Origin of the sequence: Amycolatopsis speibonae (assembly GCF_042647925.1) — a bacterium.
In the GTDB taxonomy this organism is placed as follows: domain Bacteria; phylum Actinomycetota; class Actinomycetes; order Mycobacteriales; family Pseudonocardiaceae; genus Amycolatopsis; species Amycolatopsis speibonae.
In genome coordinates this window covers 15,805-29,346 of record NZ_JBHRWK010000161.1, presented here as the reverse complement: position 1 = coordinate 29,346, position 13,542 = coordinate 15,805, and the positions used below count along the sequence as shown (strand labels likewise).

The window sequence follows — 13,542 nt, the reverse complement described above, 5'->3', positions numbered from 1 at the left end:
GTAACCTCGATGATCGGGTCCGGCTGCAGTCCGTGGCGGCCGTGACCGTCTCACCCGGCGTGAAGCATCGTCCGGGCCGCACGGCACAGAATATCTAGGAGCACCACTGTGGCTTTGTCCACCGAAGAGAAGAAGTCGATCCTTGCCGAGTACGGCGTGCACGACTCGGACACCGGATCCCCCGAGGCCCAGGTCGCGCTGCTGACCAAGCGCATCGTCGGCCTCACCGAGCACCTCAAGGCTCACAAGCACGACCACCACTCCCGTCGCGGGCTCCTGCTGCTGGTCGGCCGTCGCCGCCGGCTGCTGAACTACGTGATGAAGGTGGACATCGAGCGTTACCGTGCGCTGATCCAGCGTCTCGGCCTTCGCCGATAGCTTGAACCCGAGGGGGAGTGACCACATCGGTCGCTCCCCCTCGGTCCAAGAAGCTCTGTCTTTGCGAAGAGCGTGGCGCGAGCGCGCCCGAGGAACCGTCCGCCGGTCCTCGGTAGTGGTTCCCGGGCAACGGCCCGGGGGCTTCGATCGAAGACCGGCCTCACTCCTCGAGCGTCCGCAGGCGAAACAGGTCCCAGGGTGGGAGACTCGCGCCGTTACAGAGGATCAAAAGAGGAGATACACCCTATGACCGACTCCACCGGAGTCACCGTGCACGAAACCGAAGCCGTGATCGACAACGGCCGTTTCGGCACCCGCACCGTCCGCTTCGAGACCGGCCGCCTGGCCCGTCAGGCCGCCGGCGCCGTCGTCGCGTACCTCGACGAAGAGACCATGCTGCTTTCGGCGACCACCGCGTCGAAGCACCCGAAGGACCACTTCGACTTCTTCCCGCTGACCGTGGACGTCGAGGAGCGGATGTACGCCGCCGGACGCATCCCCGGCGCGTTCTTCCGTCGCGAGGGTCGCCCGTCGACCGACGCGATCCTGACCTGCCGCCTGATCGACCGGCCGCTGCGCCCGTCGTTCACCGACGGTCTCCGCAACGAGATCCAGGTCGTCATCACCGTCCAGAGCCTCAACCCGGACGACCCGTACGACGTGCTCGCGATCAACGCGGCTTCGGCCTCGACCCAGATCGCCGGCCTGCCGTTCTCGGGCCCGGTCGGCGGCGTCCGTGTCGCGCTGATCGAGGGCCAGTGGGTCGCGTTCCCGACCTGGAAGCAGCTGGAAGACGCCACCTTCAACATGGTGGTCGCCGGTCGCATCGTCGGTGACGACGTCGCGATCATGATGGTCGAGGCCGAAGGCACCGACAAGACGCTCGACCTGATCGCCGCGGGTGGCAAGGCGCCGGACGAGATCGCCGTCGCCGAGGGCCTCGAGGCCTCGAAGCCGTTCATCAAGGTGCTGTGCGAGGCCCAGCAGCAGCTCGCCGAGGTGGCCGCCAAGCCGACCGGCGAGTTCCCGGTCTTCCTCGCCTACGAGCAGGACGCGTTCGAAGCCGTCGCCGCGATCGCGACCGACGACCTCGCCAACGCCCTGACCATCGCGGGCAAGCAGGATCGCGACAACGCGACCGACCAGGTCAAGGCCGCGGTGCTGGAGAAGATCGGCCTGGGCGAGGGCGAAGCCTTCCAGGGCCGCGAGAAGGAGATCGGCGCGGCGTTCAAGGCCCTGTCGAAGAAGATCATGCGCAAGCGCGTCCTCACGGACAAGATCCGCATGGACGGCCGCGGCCTGACCGACATCCGGTCGCTCGCAGCCGAGGTCGCCGTGATCCCGCGGGCGCACGGTTCGGCGCTGTTCGAGCGCGGTGAGACGCAGATCCTGGGCGTCACCACGCTGAACATGCTCCGCATGGAGCAGCAGATCGACTCGCTCTCCCCGGAGACCACGAAGCGGTACCTGCACCACTACAACTTCCCGCCGTTCTCCACCGGCGAGACCGGCCGCGTCGGTTCGCCGAAGCGGCGCGAGATCGGCCACGGCATGCTCGCCGAGCGCGCCCTGGTCCCGGTCCTGCCCAAGCGGGACGAGTTCCCCTACGCGATCCGCCAGGTCTCCGAGGCGCTGGGCTCCAACGGCTCCACCTCGATGGGCTCGGTCTGCGCCTCGACCATGGGCCTGCTGAACGCGGGTGTCCCGCTGAAGGCGCCGGTCGCCGGCATCGCCATGGGCCTCATCTCCGACGAGGTCGACGGCGAGACCCGCTACGTCGCGCTGACCGACATCCTCGGTGCCGAAGACGCCATGGGCGACATGGACTTCAAGGTCGCGGGCACCAAGGACATCATCACCGCGCTGCAGCTGGACACGAAGCTCGACGGCATCCCCTCCGAGGTGCTCGCCGCCGCGCTGAAGCAGGCGAAGGACGCTCGCCTCACCATCCTGGAGGTCATCGCCGAGGCGATCGACAGCCCGGACGAGATGAGCCCGTACTCCCCGCGCGTCACCAGCGTGAAGATCCCGGTGGACAAGATCGGCGAGGTCATCGGCCCGAAGGGCAAGATGATCAACTCGATCACCGAGCAGACCGGTGCCGACATCTCCATCGAGGACGACGGCACGATCTACGTGGGCGCGGCCGACGGCCCGTCGGCGGAGGCGGCGATCGACCTGATCAACGCCATCGCCAACCCGCAGCTGCCCAAGGTCGGCGAGCGCTTCCTCGGCACCGTGGTGAAGACGGCCGCGTTCGGCGCGTTCGTCTCGCTGCTGCCGGGCAAGGACGGCCTGGTGCACATCTCGAAGCTGGGCAACGGCAAGCGGATCGCCAAGGTCGAAGACGTGGTCAACGTGGGCGACAAGCTCCGCGTCGAGATCGCCGACATCGACAACCGCGGCAAGATCAGCCTGATCGTGGTCCAGGAAGAGGACGCCGCCGAGGCCAAGCCGGCCGAGGACGCCGCCGAGGCCCCGAAGGCCGACGCGTAGGCAGTCCTGCTTAACCGATGTGAAACGTCATGAAAGGGTCGTTCAGGACAGTTTTCGTCCTGAACGACCCTTTCATGACATGTGAGTAAGGGATCCGTTGGCTCGTCAGATCTCCGGGCACGAACAGCCCATCGGCAGCACCCGCACTTTGGAGTCCACTTCGGACGGTGCGGTGGTCAAGCGCAGTGTCCTCGCCGGTGGCCTCCGGGTCATCACCGAGCACGTGCCCGCGTCCCGGTCGGTGACGGTCGGGCTGTGGGTCGGCGTCGGGTCGCGGGACGAACCGTCGGCGGTCGAAGGCGCGGCGCACTACCTCGAACATCTGCTGTTCAAGGGCACCACGAACCGTGACGCCACCCAGATCGCCGAGGAGATCGACGCGGTCGGCGGGGAGTTCAACGCGTTCACCGCGAAAGAGCACACCTGCTACTACGCGCAGGTGCTCGACGAGGACCTGCCGCTCGCGATGGATCTCGTCACCGACGTCGTGTTCGAGGCGCTGTGCACGGACAAGGACGTCGAGACCGAACGCAGTGTCGTGCTCGAAGAGATCTCGATGCGTGACGACGATCCCGAAGACCTGCTGCACGAGACGTTCGTCGGCGCGATCCTGGGCGATCACGCGCTGGGCCGTCCGGTGCTCGGCAGCGAGAAGTCCATCATCGAGATGTCGGCGTCGGCGCTGCGCGGGTTCTACCGGCGCCGCTACACGCTGCCGCGGATGGTGCTCGCCGTCGCCGGGAACATCGAGCACGGCCAGGTGCTTCGCTTGGTGCGCAAGGCTTTGCGGAACCGGCTGACCGGGACGGCGACGCCGGTACCGCCGCGTGGCGGGCGCGCGCGGATCGCGATGGCGCCGAAACTCGCCCTGCACACCGACGACACCGAGCAGGCGCACGTGATGCTCGGCCTGCGTTCGCTGTCACGGCACGACGACCGGCGGTTCGCGCAGTCGGTGCTCAACGCCGCGCTCGGCGGCGGGATGAGCTCACGCCTGTTCCAAGAGGTCCGCGAGAAGCGCGGGCTGGCGTACCAGGTGTACTCGTCCGCCGCGAGCTACGCCGACACCGGGCACATGGCCGTCTACGCGGGTTGCCAGCCGGAGAAGCTCGGCGAGGTCGCCGGGGTGATCCGCGAGGTGCTCGAACTCGTCGGTAAGGACGGGCTGAGCGAAGCCGAGGTCATGCGGGCGAAGGGGCAGTTGCGGGGCGGGCTCGTGCTCGGCCTCGAGGACACGTCTTCGCGGATGTCGCGGATCGGCAAGAACGAACTGAACTACGGCCGCTATCTCGGCGTCGACGACACGGTGGCGCGGATCGACGCAGTCACCACCGAAGAGGTCTGTGCGCTCGCTCGCACTCTGCTGCGCCGCCCTGGTGGCGTCACGGCGGCGGCGGTCGTCGGGCCGTACGCTCACGCCGACGACCTGCCGGACGATCTGCACGAGGTGATCGCATCATGACCGCTGGAATTCGCGTCGGTGTGCTGGGCGCACGCGGCCGGATGGGCCAGGAAGTGGTCAACGCCGTCAACGGCGCCGACGACATGGACCTCGTCGCCGAGCTCGACGCCGGGGACGACCTCTCGGCACTCAAGCAGGCGCAGGTCGTCGTCGACTTCACCCATCCCGACGCGGTGATGGACAACCTGGAGTTCCTGACCGCCAACGGGATCCACGCCGTCGTCGGCACCACCGGGTTCAGCGGGGAGCGGCTGGAGAAGCTGCGTTCGTGGCTAGCCGCCGACCCGTCGCTCGGTGTGCTCATCGCGCCGAACTTCGCTCTCGGCGCGGTGCTGGCGATGCGTTTCGCCCAGCAGGCGGCCCGGTTCTACAACTCGGCCGAGGTCATCGAACTGCACCACAACCGCAAGGCCGACGCGCCCTCCGGCACCGCCGCGCACACCGCGCGGCTGATCGGCGAAGCCCGTGCGGAAGCCGGTCTCTCGCCCGGCGAAGACGCGACGACGTCCGAAGTGGACGGTGCTCGCGGCGCGCTCGTCGACGACGTCCGCGTGCATTCGGTCCGGCTGCCCGGACTGGTGGCGCACGAGGAGATCCTGTTCGGCGGCGAGGGGGAGACCCTGACCATCCGGCACGACTCGCTGCACCGCACGTCGTTCATGCCGGGGGTGCTGCTCGGCGTGCGCTCGGTGCTCACGCGGCCCGGTCTGACGGTCGGTCTCGAGAACATCCTCGACCTGTGAGGGCCCGCAATTTCGCACTGGTGATGACGGCGGCGCTCGCGATCTACGTCGTGCTGCTGGCGGGCCGGGGGATCGCGCTGCTGGGCACCGGTGAGACGGTGCCGGTGCTCTTCGGTGTCGGTGTCCTGCTGCTGCCGCTGCTCGGGATCTGGATCATCGTGACCACCTGGCGCTCCGGCGTCCAGATCCAGCGGCTTTCGCGGCGGCTGGACGAAGAGGGCGGGCTGCCCGACGTGTCCGATCTGCCCCGGCGGCCTTCGGGCCGGGTTGATCGCGACGCCGCGGACGCCTGGTTCGACGAACGCCGGGCCGAGGTCGAGGCGGATCAGGAGAACTGGCGCGTCTGGTACCGGCTGGCTTACGCCTACGAGATCGCGGGGGACCGGAAGCGGGCCCGCTCCACGATGCGGCGGGCCGTCGAACTCGAGGCCGCTTCCCGCTGACCCCCACGCAATTAGTCACCTACTTGCGTCCGGTAACCCCGCAAGTAGGTGACTGATTGCGGGGTCGGTCAGTAGTGGAACCAGCCGGCGAACAGGGCGGGTGAGGCGGCCAGCAGGCTGAACCGCAGCCAGCGGCCCAGGAAGCCGGTGGCCAGGAAACTCGCCAGCGGCATCCGCACCAGCCCCGCGAGCACGCTCGTGGCCATGTACGGCGGAAGCCCGACGATCGAACTCACCCCGTATGTGCCCGCCATCCAGTGCGGATGCCGATGGCAGCGTTCGCGAAGGGCGTCGAGCCGGGCGCGCATCTTCTTGGTGCGAGCCCGCCACCGTTCCCGGCGCGGGGTGGGCGGCCGTACCCGGTGCAGTCGGTCGTGCAGGGGTTTCGGCAGCTTGATCGTGCCCTTCGCGGCGAGGTAGTACAGCGTCTTCCCGCCGACCTGACCGGCCGCGACGATGGCGCCGAGCAGCAGCCACGGCAAAGTCGGCTGGCTCGCGCACAGGCCGATGAGGAACATTTCGATGCTGACCACGGGCAGGATCGCCGAGCCGAAGGCGATGCCGAACGACAGGAGCAACCAGCCCACCATCGTTGCCTCCCCGTTATCTTCGTCTTCTCCAAGTTATCAGCTGAAATGCGGGTCGCACTGGGGCCAGCCCCCGTTACCGGCTTCGGGCGGGCACCAGAAGATCACCTGCTCGTCGGCTCGCGGCCACCTGCCGCTGCCATGCTGAACGGGTGGCCGACGTGCACGACGCGGTTCGCGGCAAGAGTTTCGCGGATCGCTTCGCCGACTTCTGCGCGGCCGTGGTCCGGCGCCTCCCCTTCGGGCTCTCCCGGCTGGTGGCGCCGAGTTTCCTCGGTTTCGCGCTCATCAACGGGTTCACCTTCGGGGTCGACCTGATCTTGCTGATGCTGCTTCGCGGCTGGCTCGGCCTGCCGGTGTGGCTGGCGATCACGCTCGCGTACGCGACGGCGTTCGGGCTGAGCTTCGTGCTGAACCGCAGCATGAACTTCCGCTCGCACGCGCCCGTCGGCAGGCAGGCGGTGCTGTACGCCGTCGCGATCGTCGTCAACTACGTGGCGTTCCTGCTCGGTGTCGGTGCGGGACTGGCCGCGCTGGGTGTCGACTATCGCCTTTCCCGGCTCATCGCCGGGGCGTGCGAAGGCGTCTTCATGTACTCGGTGATGCGCTGGGTCGTGTTCGCGAAGTCAGGGAGTGAGCTCGAGGTCGAGGCCGCCGGTGAGCCGGACTTCGCGCACGTTCGTGCTTCCGGTGTCGAGGATGCGGACGGTCCCGTCGGGGGACCAGCCCGCGCGGCGGAAGAACCCCAGTGACGCGTGATCGGTCTGCGCGACCCAGCTGATCCCGCGGGTGGCGCCGTCCTCGCGCAGCCAGGCCGACGCGTTCGCCAGCAGCCGTCCCGCGTGTCCGCGCCGCCCCCAGCGGGGCTCGACCAGCAGTGAGGCGATGAGCGCCGTCGTCGAAGCGTCGTCGGGCAGCGATCCGTCGGCGGTGGCCACCTCGCTCTCCGGGGCCCGGCCGGCGACGCAGAAACCGACGGTGAACTCGCCTTCGGTGGCGAGGAAGACCCGCGTGCCCGGGTACTCGATCGTCTCGGCCCAGGTCTTTTCGAGCTCCACGACGTCGAGCTCGGCGACGGCCGCTTCGCCGAGCAGTTCCGTGTACGCGCTTTTCCAGGTGTCGCGCTGGATGCGGGCGATTTCGGGGGCGTCGGACACGACTGCTGGGCGGACTTCGGCGGCGGCCATGGCAGGCAATCTACTGCTGCCGTCAGAAACTGTCGGTGGTGGATGGCACCATGCGGATGATGAGCACTTCGACCATCAGCGGACCGGTCGCGCGCCGGATCGCCCTGGCCGCGCAGGGATTCGCCGAATCGCGTCCGAGCGGGGCGGTGACTAGACGGCATCTGCAGCGCGTACTGTCGCGAACCCAGTTGCTGCAACTGGATTCGGTGAACGTCGCGGTCCGCGCGCACTACATGCCGATCTTCTCCCGGCTCGGCGCGTACGAGCCCACGCTGGTGGACGACGCGGCCTGGTCCCATTCCGCGCGCAAGCCCCGGATGCTGGTCGAATCCTGGGCACACGAGGCGAGTCTGCTGCCGGTGGCGGACTGGCCGCTGCTGCGGTCCGGGGCGAAGCGCATGGGCTGGTGGACGAACTACGCGCGGGTGCTGGAGCAGACGCCCCAGCTGGTGGACGACATCCTCGCCGTGGTCAAGGAACAGGGGCCGATCGGCGCGGGCGGCATCGAGCGCGCGCTGGAGAGCGATTCGGGCGGCTACAAGCCCGGCTCGTGGTGGGAGCGCTCGGAGGTCAAGAAGGCCTGCGAGTGGCTCTTCGGCATGGGCCAGCTGACCACCGGCACCCGCCGGTCGTTCGAGCGGCTGTACGACCTGACCGAACGCGTCGTGCCGCCCGAGATCCTGTCGCTGCGAGTGAGCCCGGAGGAGGGCGCCCGCGAGCTGATCACCCGCGCGGCCGTCGCGCTGGGCATCGGTACCGAACCGGATCTGCGGGACTACTACCGGCTCGGCCCCGACGTCAGCAAGCGGGCGGTGGCCGAACTGGTCGACGCGGGCGTGCTGGAAGCGGTGACCGTGGACGGCTGGCCCGCCCCGGCGTACCGGCATGTCGCGGCGAAGGCGCCGAGGTCGGTCACCGGCCGGGCGCTGCTGTCGCCGTTCGACCCGCTGATCTGGGAACGCGCCCGCACCGAGCGCATCTTCGACTTCTTCTACCGCATCGAGATCTACGTCCCCGAGCCGAAGCGGATCTACGGGTACTACGTGTTCCCGTTCCTTCTCGATGGCGAACTCGTCGGCCGCGTCGACCTCAAATGCGATCGTGCCGCCGGCGTGCTTCGCGTTCAGGGCGCCTTCACCGAGCCTGGGGTGGACGTCGCGCGGGTCGCGAGTGAGCTCGCGGGCGAGCTGCGGCTGATGGCGGAGTGGCAGGGGCTGGACGGGGTCGTGGTGGGGGCGCGGGGCGATCTCGCTCCCGTGCTTTCGCGTCTCGTGGCTTAGAAGCCACTCACGAGGACCTCAGCTGAGCTGGGACCACAGGCCCCTCGGGGGTGGCGACAGGCCGCTCGCACACGTTCGATGTGGATGGCCTCGCCACGGTGGAGGAATCGGGACGTTGAGTGTCCCGATTTCTCCACCGTCGATCCGTGAGTGGTGAGGACGATCAGGGCGGACCGGGCTTGCTTACCTACGCCTGACCTGGGCGAAGACGGCGATTCAGGAGAGTGCTGGGGCGACGACATCGAGGCGAGACCAGATCCCAGTCGGTAGGCGAATACCGGTCCGCCCTCACCGCTCACGAGGTCAAGCCGCTCGCTGGGGCATCATGGCCGCATGCGGCCGGGTCCTGTTCCTCGACGACGACTTCGACCTGTACCCCGCCGCCCGGGACGCGTTCCTGGCCCGCAGGGCCGGGAAGGTCAGGCCTGGTGCGGGTCGATCCGCACACGGGGATCATCGGCACCCGGCCGTCCGCGAGCACCTGAACTGAAGCGAGGGACCTTCGCTCCCACCCCCGTGGAAAAGTGAGAGCAAAGGTCCCTCGATCCCCCTGCAGTCCGCGGCTCACCGGGCCGCGCTGGTCACCTTCGCGTCGCCGGTGCCGGTACGCGCCCGCACCTTCAGCGAGACTTCGGCAGGAGCGGTCTCGACGACATCCAGCTCGCTGGACACGGCCCCGGTCGTCGACGAGAGGTCGATCTCCGCCTGAACCCCGCCGCGGATCCCGACCCGGACCTCGCCCGATCCGGTGGTCAGCTCCAGCGACCCGGAGGCGGCGTCGGCCACCGAGAGGTCGCCCGAGCCGGTGCGCGCCAGGACCTCGCCCGCGATCTCGCCGAGCCAGACGTCACCCGTGCCGGTCGCGACCGTGGCCGAACCGCTCACCGAAGCCGCTTCGACGGAGCCGCTGCCGGTGCGCAGCTGCAGACCGGACAGTGTCGGCCCGAGTTTGATGTCGCCGGTGCCGGTGCGGACGATCGCCGAACCGTCGGCCCGCTCCAGGCAGATCTTGCCCGAGCCGGTGAGGAGGTCGGCCCGCCCGGCGGATCCGCTCACCGTGACGTCGGCCGCCCCGGCCCGCACCTCCAGATGCGAACCGGCGGGCGCCCGCACGGTCACGGCGAGCGGGACGTTCTTCAGCTGCCAGGCCTTGGGCGCCTGGACGACCAGCCGGTTGCCCACCTTCTCGATCCGCGTCTGCGCCACGGCGTCGCTCACCGGGTTCCCCGGCGATCCGCCCAGCTGGTCGCCGAAGCGTTCCCCGACCCAGCTCAGCAGGCTCGTCATCCCGTCGACCCACGGCTGCTGCTCGCCGCCGTCCCGGCGGACCTCGGCGTGGACACCGCTCTCGCCGGTCAGTTCGATGGTCACCCGGCCGATGGCCACGCTCACGTCGATCTCGATCGGGCCCTCGGCCTCGAAGTCTTCGACGCGCACGGTCTCTTCACCGGCGGGAATGCTTTCCTCGGTCATCTTCGTCCCCTCAGCCCTGGACCCAGCCGTGCAGGTGCGAACCGGCACCGCCGCCCGGCTTCTGCTTGTACTGCCAGTGCTCGCTCCCGCTCTTGCCCAGCGCCCCCTGGACGGCCTGCGAGACGAACGTGTTCAGCGAGACGCCCTGAGAGGCGGCCGCGGCCTCGGCCTGGCCCTTGACCTGCTCGAACAGGCGCAGCGTGATCCGCGTGATGTCGCCCGTGTCCACCTTGGGCGCGCGCGGGGCTTCCCGCGGCGGCTCGTGGCGGGGTGCGGACCGCTCGGCGCCCTCCGCGGAGCCGGAGCCGGTGACGACGACGCGCACGTCGCGGCCGTCGAGACGGACGTCGACGACATGTCCGGGCAGCGCCGAAGTCACTTCGGCGGCCAGGTCGGCGAGGGCGTTCATGATGGTCAGTCGGGCGGCCGGCTCCAGCGCCGACGACAGCAGCGCGGCAGCGCGCCGCGTCTGCTCGTCGCCGGCCGAAGCCGTGTTCGCGAGGTCCTCGCGAAGGCTTGTGATGTACGGCGTCAGATCCATGACACCACTATGACGTCATTCCTGACGTCAGTCAAGGAGGTCATGACGTCACCGTGATGTCGGCGGGGTGTCAGAGACCGCTGCGGTTACGCTGCCCGGAGTCGTGGAGCAGGGGTCGAAAGGGAGTGCGAACGTGGCCGAGACCGTGTCACCCAAGGTTCAGCTGATCGCGAAGACGGAGTTCTTCCCGCCGTCGGACGTACCGTGGTCGACCGATGCCGACGGTGGTGAGGCGCTGGCCGAATTCGCGGGCCGGGCCTGCTACCAGTCCTGGAAGAAGCCGAACCCGAAGACGGCCACCAACGCCGGCTACCTCGAGCACATCATCGACGTCGGCCACCTGTCGGTGCTGGAGCACGGCTCCGTCAGCTTCTACATCACCGGGATCTCCCGGTCGCTGACGCACGAGCTGATCCGTCACCGTCACTTCTCCTACTCGCAGCTCTCGCAGCGCTACGTCCCGGAGCGCGACGCCGCGTTCGTCGAGCCCGACGTCATCGCGCAGGACCCGGAGCTGCACGCGAAGTTCCTCGCCGCCTCCCAGGCCGCCGTCGACGCCTACACCGAGCTGCTCGCCGGGCTGGAGGAGAAGTTCGCCGACGTGCCGAGCGCGACCCTGCGCCGCAAGCAGGCCCGCCAGGCCGCCCGCGCCGTGCTGCCGAACGCGACCGAGACCCGCATCGTGGTCACCGGCAACTACCGCGCCTGGCGGCATTTCATCGCGATGCGCGCCACCGAGCACGCCGACGTCGAGATCCGCGGCCTGGCCATCGACTGCCTGCGCGAGCTGCAGAAGGCCTCCGGCAACGTGTTCGCGGACTTCACCATCTCCGCGCTGCCCGACGGCACCGAGGTCGCGTCCAGCCCGAAGGTTCTCGAGGGCTGATGCGGCGTCTCGCGATCGACGTCCGGCCAGGCGAGTACGCGGTCGCCCGCCTGGCCCCGGACGCGCCGGTTCCGGCGAACCTGCTCGACCCCGGCGAGCCCGTGCTGATCTCCATCACGCGGACGCCCGAGGAGCTGTCGGTGATCTGCCCGGCGGGCCTCGCCCCTGCCGAGGCCACGGTCGAGGACGGCTGGCGGCTGCTGTCGGTCCGCGGGCCGCTGGCCTTCACGCTGACCGGCGTCATCGCGGCGCTGTCGAGCGAGCTGGCCGCCGCCGGGGTGGCGCTGTTCTCGATGTCCACTTTCGACACCGACCACGTGCTGGTCCGGGGTTCCGAGCTGGAGCGCGCGGTGAAGGCGCTCCGGGAATCCGGGCACGAGGTCACGGTCTGATCCATCAGCTCGGAGAAGGAACCTTTCGGGGCGCGAACGGGTCCGAGTTGGCATCCTGTGCGAACCGAAGGAGCATCGAACCTTGACCGACGAACAGACCCGTCCGTACGGGCCGCCCCAGCAGACGTATCAGGCCGCCGGCACGCGGATCGTCGCCGGCCGATACGCCCTGCTGGGCGAGCTCGGCCGCGGCGGGATGGGCATCGTCTGGCGCGCGCAGGACCAGGTGATCGGCCGTCAGGTGGCGATCAAGGAACTGAAGTTCCCGAACGCTCCCGAGGACGCCTCGGTGCTTTCGGAGCGAATGCTGCGCGAGGTCCGCTCCGCCGGGCGTCTCAACGACCCGGCCGTGGTCACCGTGTACGACGTCGTCACCGAAAACGGCGCGACGTACATCGTGATGGAGCTGGTCGAGGCGCCGACGCTGGCTGATCTCGTGCGCGAGCGGGGACCCTTGCCCGCCCAGCAGATCGCGGTGGTGGGGGAGCGGGTGCTGTCCGCGCTGCGGGCCGCGCACGCCGCCGGGATCGTCCACCGCGACGTCAAACCGGCGAACATCATGGTCGCGCCGGACGGCCGGGTGAAGCTCACCGACTTCGGCATCGCGCACGCCGCCGACGACCCGCGCCTCACCACCAGCGGCATGATCGTCGGCTCGCCCGCGTTCATGGCGCCGGAGCGGGTCGAAGGCCGCGACGCGATGCCCGAATCCGACCTCTGGTCGCTGGGCACGACGCTGTTCTTCGCCGCCGAAGGCATCGTCGCGTTCGAACGCTCGACCACCGCGGCGACACTGCACGCGATCATGACCGAGGCGCCGTACCTGACCCGGATCCAGGGCCCGCTGGCCGCCGCGATCCTCGGTCTCCTGGTCGCCAAGCCCGAAGCGCGCATGTCGTACGACCAGGTGCGCAGCCTGCTCTCGGCGGCACAAGGCGTCCAGGCCCAGCCCACCCCGCCCTCGGGCGGTACGGCGATGATGCCGCCCGGCCAGCCGATGACCCGGCTCGCGCCCGCCCCCGCCAAACGCAACCTCCGTCCACTGTGGCTGAGCCTGGCCGCGGTCGCCGTGATCGGCGCCCTGGTCGGCGGGATCTTCCTGGGCCGCTGGATGGCCGCGCCGGAGGGCAACAACCAGGCGCAGCCCACGCTGACCTACGGCATCAACGGCCAGCTCAAGATCGACCTGTCGGGGGACTGCTACAACGTCCCTCTCGCGGACAACACCACGATGAACAGCGAGACCAGCGGCAACTGCGCCAAGAACCACCTGGTCGAGGTCTACGCGAAGGGTGAACTGCTCGGCGTCGAATCGGCGAGCGACAAGGAGGCCACGGTCGTCGCGTACCCCGGCGCGGAAGTCGTGAACCGGATCGCCGAAGCGGTCTGTTCGGCGACCTTCAACTCGGACGCGGTGCCCGCGCAGCAGCGGAGCGGGCTCTACTGGCGGGCCGTCGTCCCGACCGAGGCCGAGTGGAACCGGCCGCTGGGCGAGGAAGACCACGACTACTCGCGCGAGTATCTGTGCCTGCTGGCCAAGACCGACGGCGGGCAGCTCACCTCCCAGATCACCACGAAGGTCAAATAGCTCACAGAGAGTTTGCGCCGAGTTCGCCTTGATCGCGGAAAATCTCCCGCATTCGTAGGGAACGACCACGTCGGCGAGGGGTTCGG

13 protein-coding genes and 1 pseudogene are annotated in these 13,542 nt (G+C 69.2%); 10 read left to right on the top strand and 4 right to left on the bottom strand.

The features are described 5' to 3' along the window. Positions 1 to 108: 108 nt before the first annotated feature. From rpsO to ACFOSH_RS43830, 5 genes are all read left to right on the top strand, one after another. On the top strand, positions 109 to 378 hold the full coding sequence (rpsO, locus tag ACFOSH_RS43850; RefSeq protein WP_003084034.1) for a 30S ribosomal protein S15: 270 nt from the start codon (positions 109 to 111) through the stop codon (positions 376 to 378). A gap of 246 nt (positions 379 to 624) precedes the next feature. Next, positions 625 to 2,874, top strand: a complete 2,250-nt coding sequence (locus ACFOSH_RS43845) for a polyribonucleotide nucleotidyltransferase (protein WP_378247718.1) — start codon at positions 625 to 627, stop codon at positions 2,872 to 2,874. Positions 2,875 to 2,971: 97 nt separating this feature from the next. Beyond that, the gene (locus ACFOSH_RS43840; protein ID WP_378247716.1) at positions 2,972 to 4,336 is read left to right on the top strand and encodes a M16 family metallopeptidase; all 1,365 of its coding nucleotides are present in this window, start codon (positions 2,972 to 2,974) and stop codon (positions 4,334 to 4,336) included. Continuing rightward, entirely contained in the window at positions 4,333 to 5,079 is a 747-nt protein-coding gene (gene dapB / locus ACFOSH_RS43835) for a 4-hydroxy-tetrahydrodipicolinate reductase (RefSeq protein ID WP_378247714.1), read from the top strand. The genes ACFOSH_RS43840 and dapB overlap by 4 nt, the downstream gene beginning before the upstream one ends. Beyond that, positions 5,076 to 5,522, top strand: a complete 447-nt coding sequence (locus tag ACFOSH_RS43830) for a tetratricopeptide repeat protein (protein ID WP_378247712.1) — start codon at positions 5,076 to 5,078, stop codon at positions 5,520 to 5,522. The genes dapB and ACFOSH_RS43830 overlap by 4 nt, the downstream gene beginning before the upstream one ends. 68 nt (positions 5,523 to 5,590) lie before the next feature. Here the strand turns inward: ACFOSH_RS43830 and ACFOSH_RS43825 are convergent, their stop codons facing one another. Beyond that, a complete protein-coding gene (locus ACFOSH_RS43825) occupies positions 5,591 to 6,112 on the bottom strand; it encodes a YqaA family protein (protein WP_378247710.1) in 522 nt (173 codons plus the stop codon). A 323-nt stretch (positions 6,113 to 6,435) separates the two neighbouring features. On the opposite strand from ACFOSH_RS43825, the pseudogene ACFOSH_RS43820 reads away from it, so the two are divergent. Continuing rightward, positions 6,436 to 6,669: pseudogene (locus tag ACFOSH_RS43820) on the top strand (GtrA family protein); the annotation flags it as partial. A gap of 66 nt (positions 6,670 to 6,735) precedes the next feature. On the opposite strand, the gene ACFOSH_RS43815 reads toward ACFOSH_RS43820, so the two are convergent. Then, positions 6,736 to 7,296, bottom strand: a complete 561-nt coding sequence (locus ACFOSH_RS43815; RefSeq protein WP_378247708.1) for a GNAT family N-acetyltransferase — start codon at positions 7,294 to 7,296, stop codon at positions 6,736 to 6,738. 59 nt (positions 7,297 to 7,355) lie between these two features. Between ACFOSH_RS43815 and ACFOSH_RS43810 the strand changes: the two genes are divergently transcribed. Then, positions 7,356 to 8,576 carry a winged helix-turn-helix domain-containing protein gene (locus ACFOSH_RS43810; RefSeq protein ID WP_378247706.1) on the top strand — a complete coding sequence of 407 codons (1,221 nt, stop codon included), beginning with the start codon at positions 7,356 to 7,358 and terminating at the stop codon, positions 8,574 to 8,576. Between the two features lie 564 nt (positions 8,577 to 9,140). Here the strand turns inward: ACFOSH_RS43810 and ACFOSH_RS43805 are convergent. Both ACFOSH_RS43805 and ACFOSH_RS43800 read right to left on the bottom strand, forming a co-directional pair. Beyond that, positions 9,141 to 10,049, bottom strand: a complete 909-nt coding sequence (locus ACFOSH_RS43805) for a DUF4097 family beta strand repeat-containing protein (protein WP_378247704.1) — start codon at positions 10,047 to 10,049, stop codon at positions 9,141 to 9,143. A gap of 10 nt (positions 10,050 to 10,059) precedes the next feature. Further along, the gene (locus ACFOSH_RS43800) at positions 10,060 to 10,590 is read right to left on the bottom strand and encodes a toxin-antitoxin system HicB family antitoxin (protein WP_378247702.1); all 531 of its coding nucleotides are present in this window, start codon (positions 10,588 to 10,590) and stop codon (positions 10,060 to 10,062) included. A 133-nt stretch (positions 10,591 to 10,723) separates the two neighbouring features. Between ACFOSH_RS43800 and thyX the strand changes: the two genes are divergently transcribed. The 3 genes from thyX (at position 10,724) to ACFOSH_RS43785 (ending at position 13,456) form a co-directional block, all read left to right on the top strand. Further along, positions 10,724 to 11,476, top strand: coding sequence for an FAD-dependent thymidylate synthase (gene thyX / locus ACFOSH_RS43795; protein ID WP_378247700.1), 753 nt, complete (start codon positions 10,724 to 10,726; stop codon positions 11,474 to 11,476). Further along, on the top strand, positions 11,476 to 11,868 hold the full coding sequence (locus ACFOSH_RS43790) for an ACT domain-containing protein (RefSeq protein WP_378247698.1): 393 nt from the start codon (positions 11,476 to 11,478) through the stop codon (positions 11,866 to 11,868). Before thyX ends, ACFOSH_RS43790 begins: the two co-directional genes overlap by 1 nt. Before the next feature lie 82 nt (positions 11,869 to 11,950). Continuing rightward, positions 11,951 to 13,456, top strand: a complete 1,506-nt coding sequence (locus ACFOSH_RS43785) for a serine/threonine-protein kinase (RefSeq protein ID WP_378247696.1) — start codon at positions 11,951 to 11,953, stop codon at positions 13,454 to 13,456. Positions 13,457 to 13,542 lie beyond the last annotated feature (86 nt).

Bases quoted from the DNA above. Each gene is read 5' to 3' on its own strand.
- ACFOSH_RS43845 (WP_378247718.1), top strand. From the start codon at position 625: ATGACCGACTCCACCGGAGTCACCGTGCACGAAACCGAAGCCGTGATC.
- dapB (WP_378247714.1), top strand. From the start codon at position 4,333: ATGACCGCTGGAATTCGCGTCGGTGTGCTGGGCGCACGCGGCCGGATG.
- ACFOSH_RS43825 (WP_378247710.1), bottom strand. From the start codon at position 6,112: ATGGTGGGCTGGTTGCTCCTGTCGTTCGGCATCGCCTTCGGCTCGGCG.
- ACFOSH_RS43815 (WP_378247708.1), bottom strand. From the start codon at position 7,296: ATGGCCGCCGCCGAAGTCCGCCCAGCAGTCGTGTCCGACGCCCCCGAA.
- ACFOSH_RS43810 (WP_378247706.1), top strand. From the start codon at position 7,356: ATGAGCACTTCGACCATCAGCGGACCGGTCGCGCGCCGGATCGCCCTG.
- ACFOSH_RS43805 (WP_378247704.1), bottom strand. From the start codon at position 10,049: ATGACCGAGGAAAGCATTCCCGCCGGTGAAGAGACCGTGCGCGTCGAA.
- ACFOSH_RS43800 (WP_378247702.1), bottom strand. From the start codon at position 10,590: ATGGATCTGACGCCGTACATCACAAGCCTTCGCGAGGACCTCGCGAAC.
- ACFOSH_RS43790 (WP_378247698.1), top strand. From the start codon at position 11,476: ATGCGGCGTCTCGCGATCGACGTCCGGCCAGGCGAGTACGCGGTCGCC.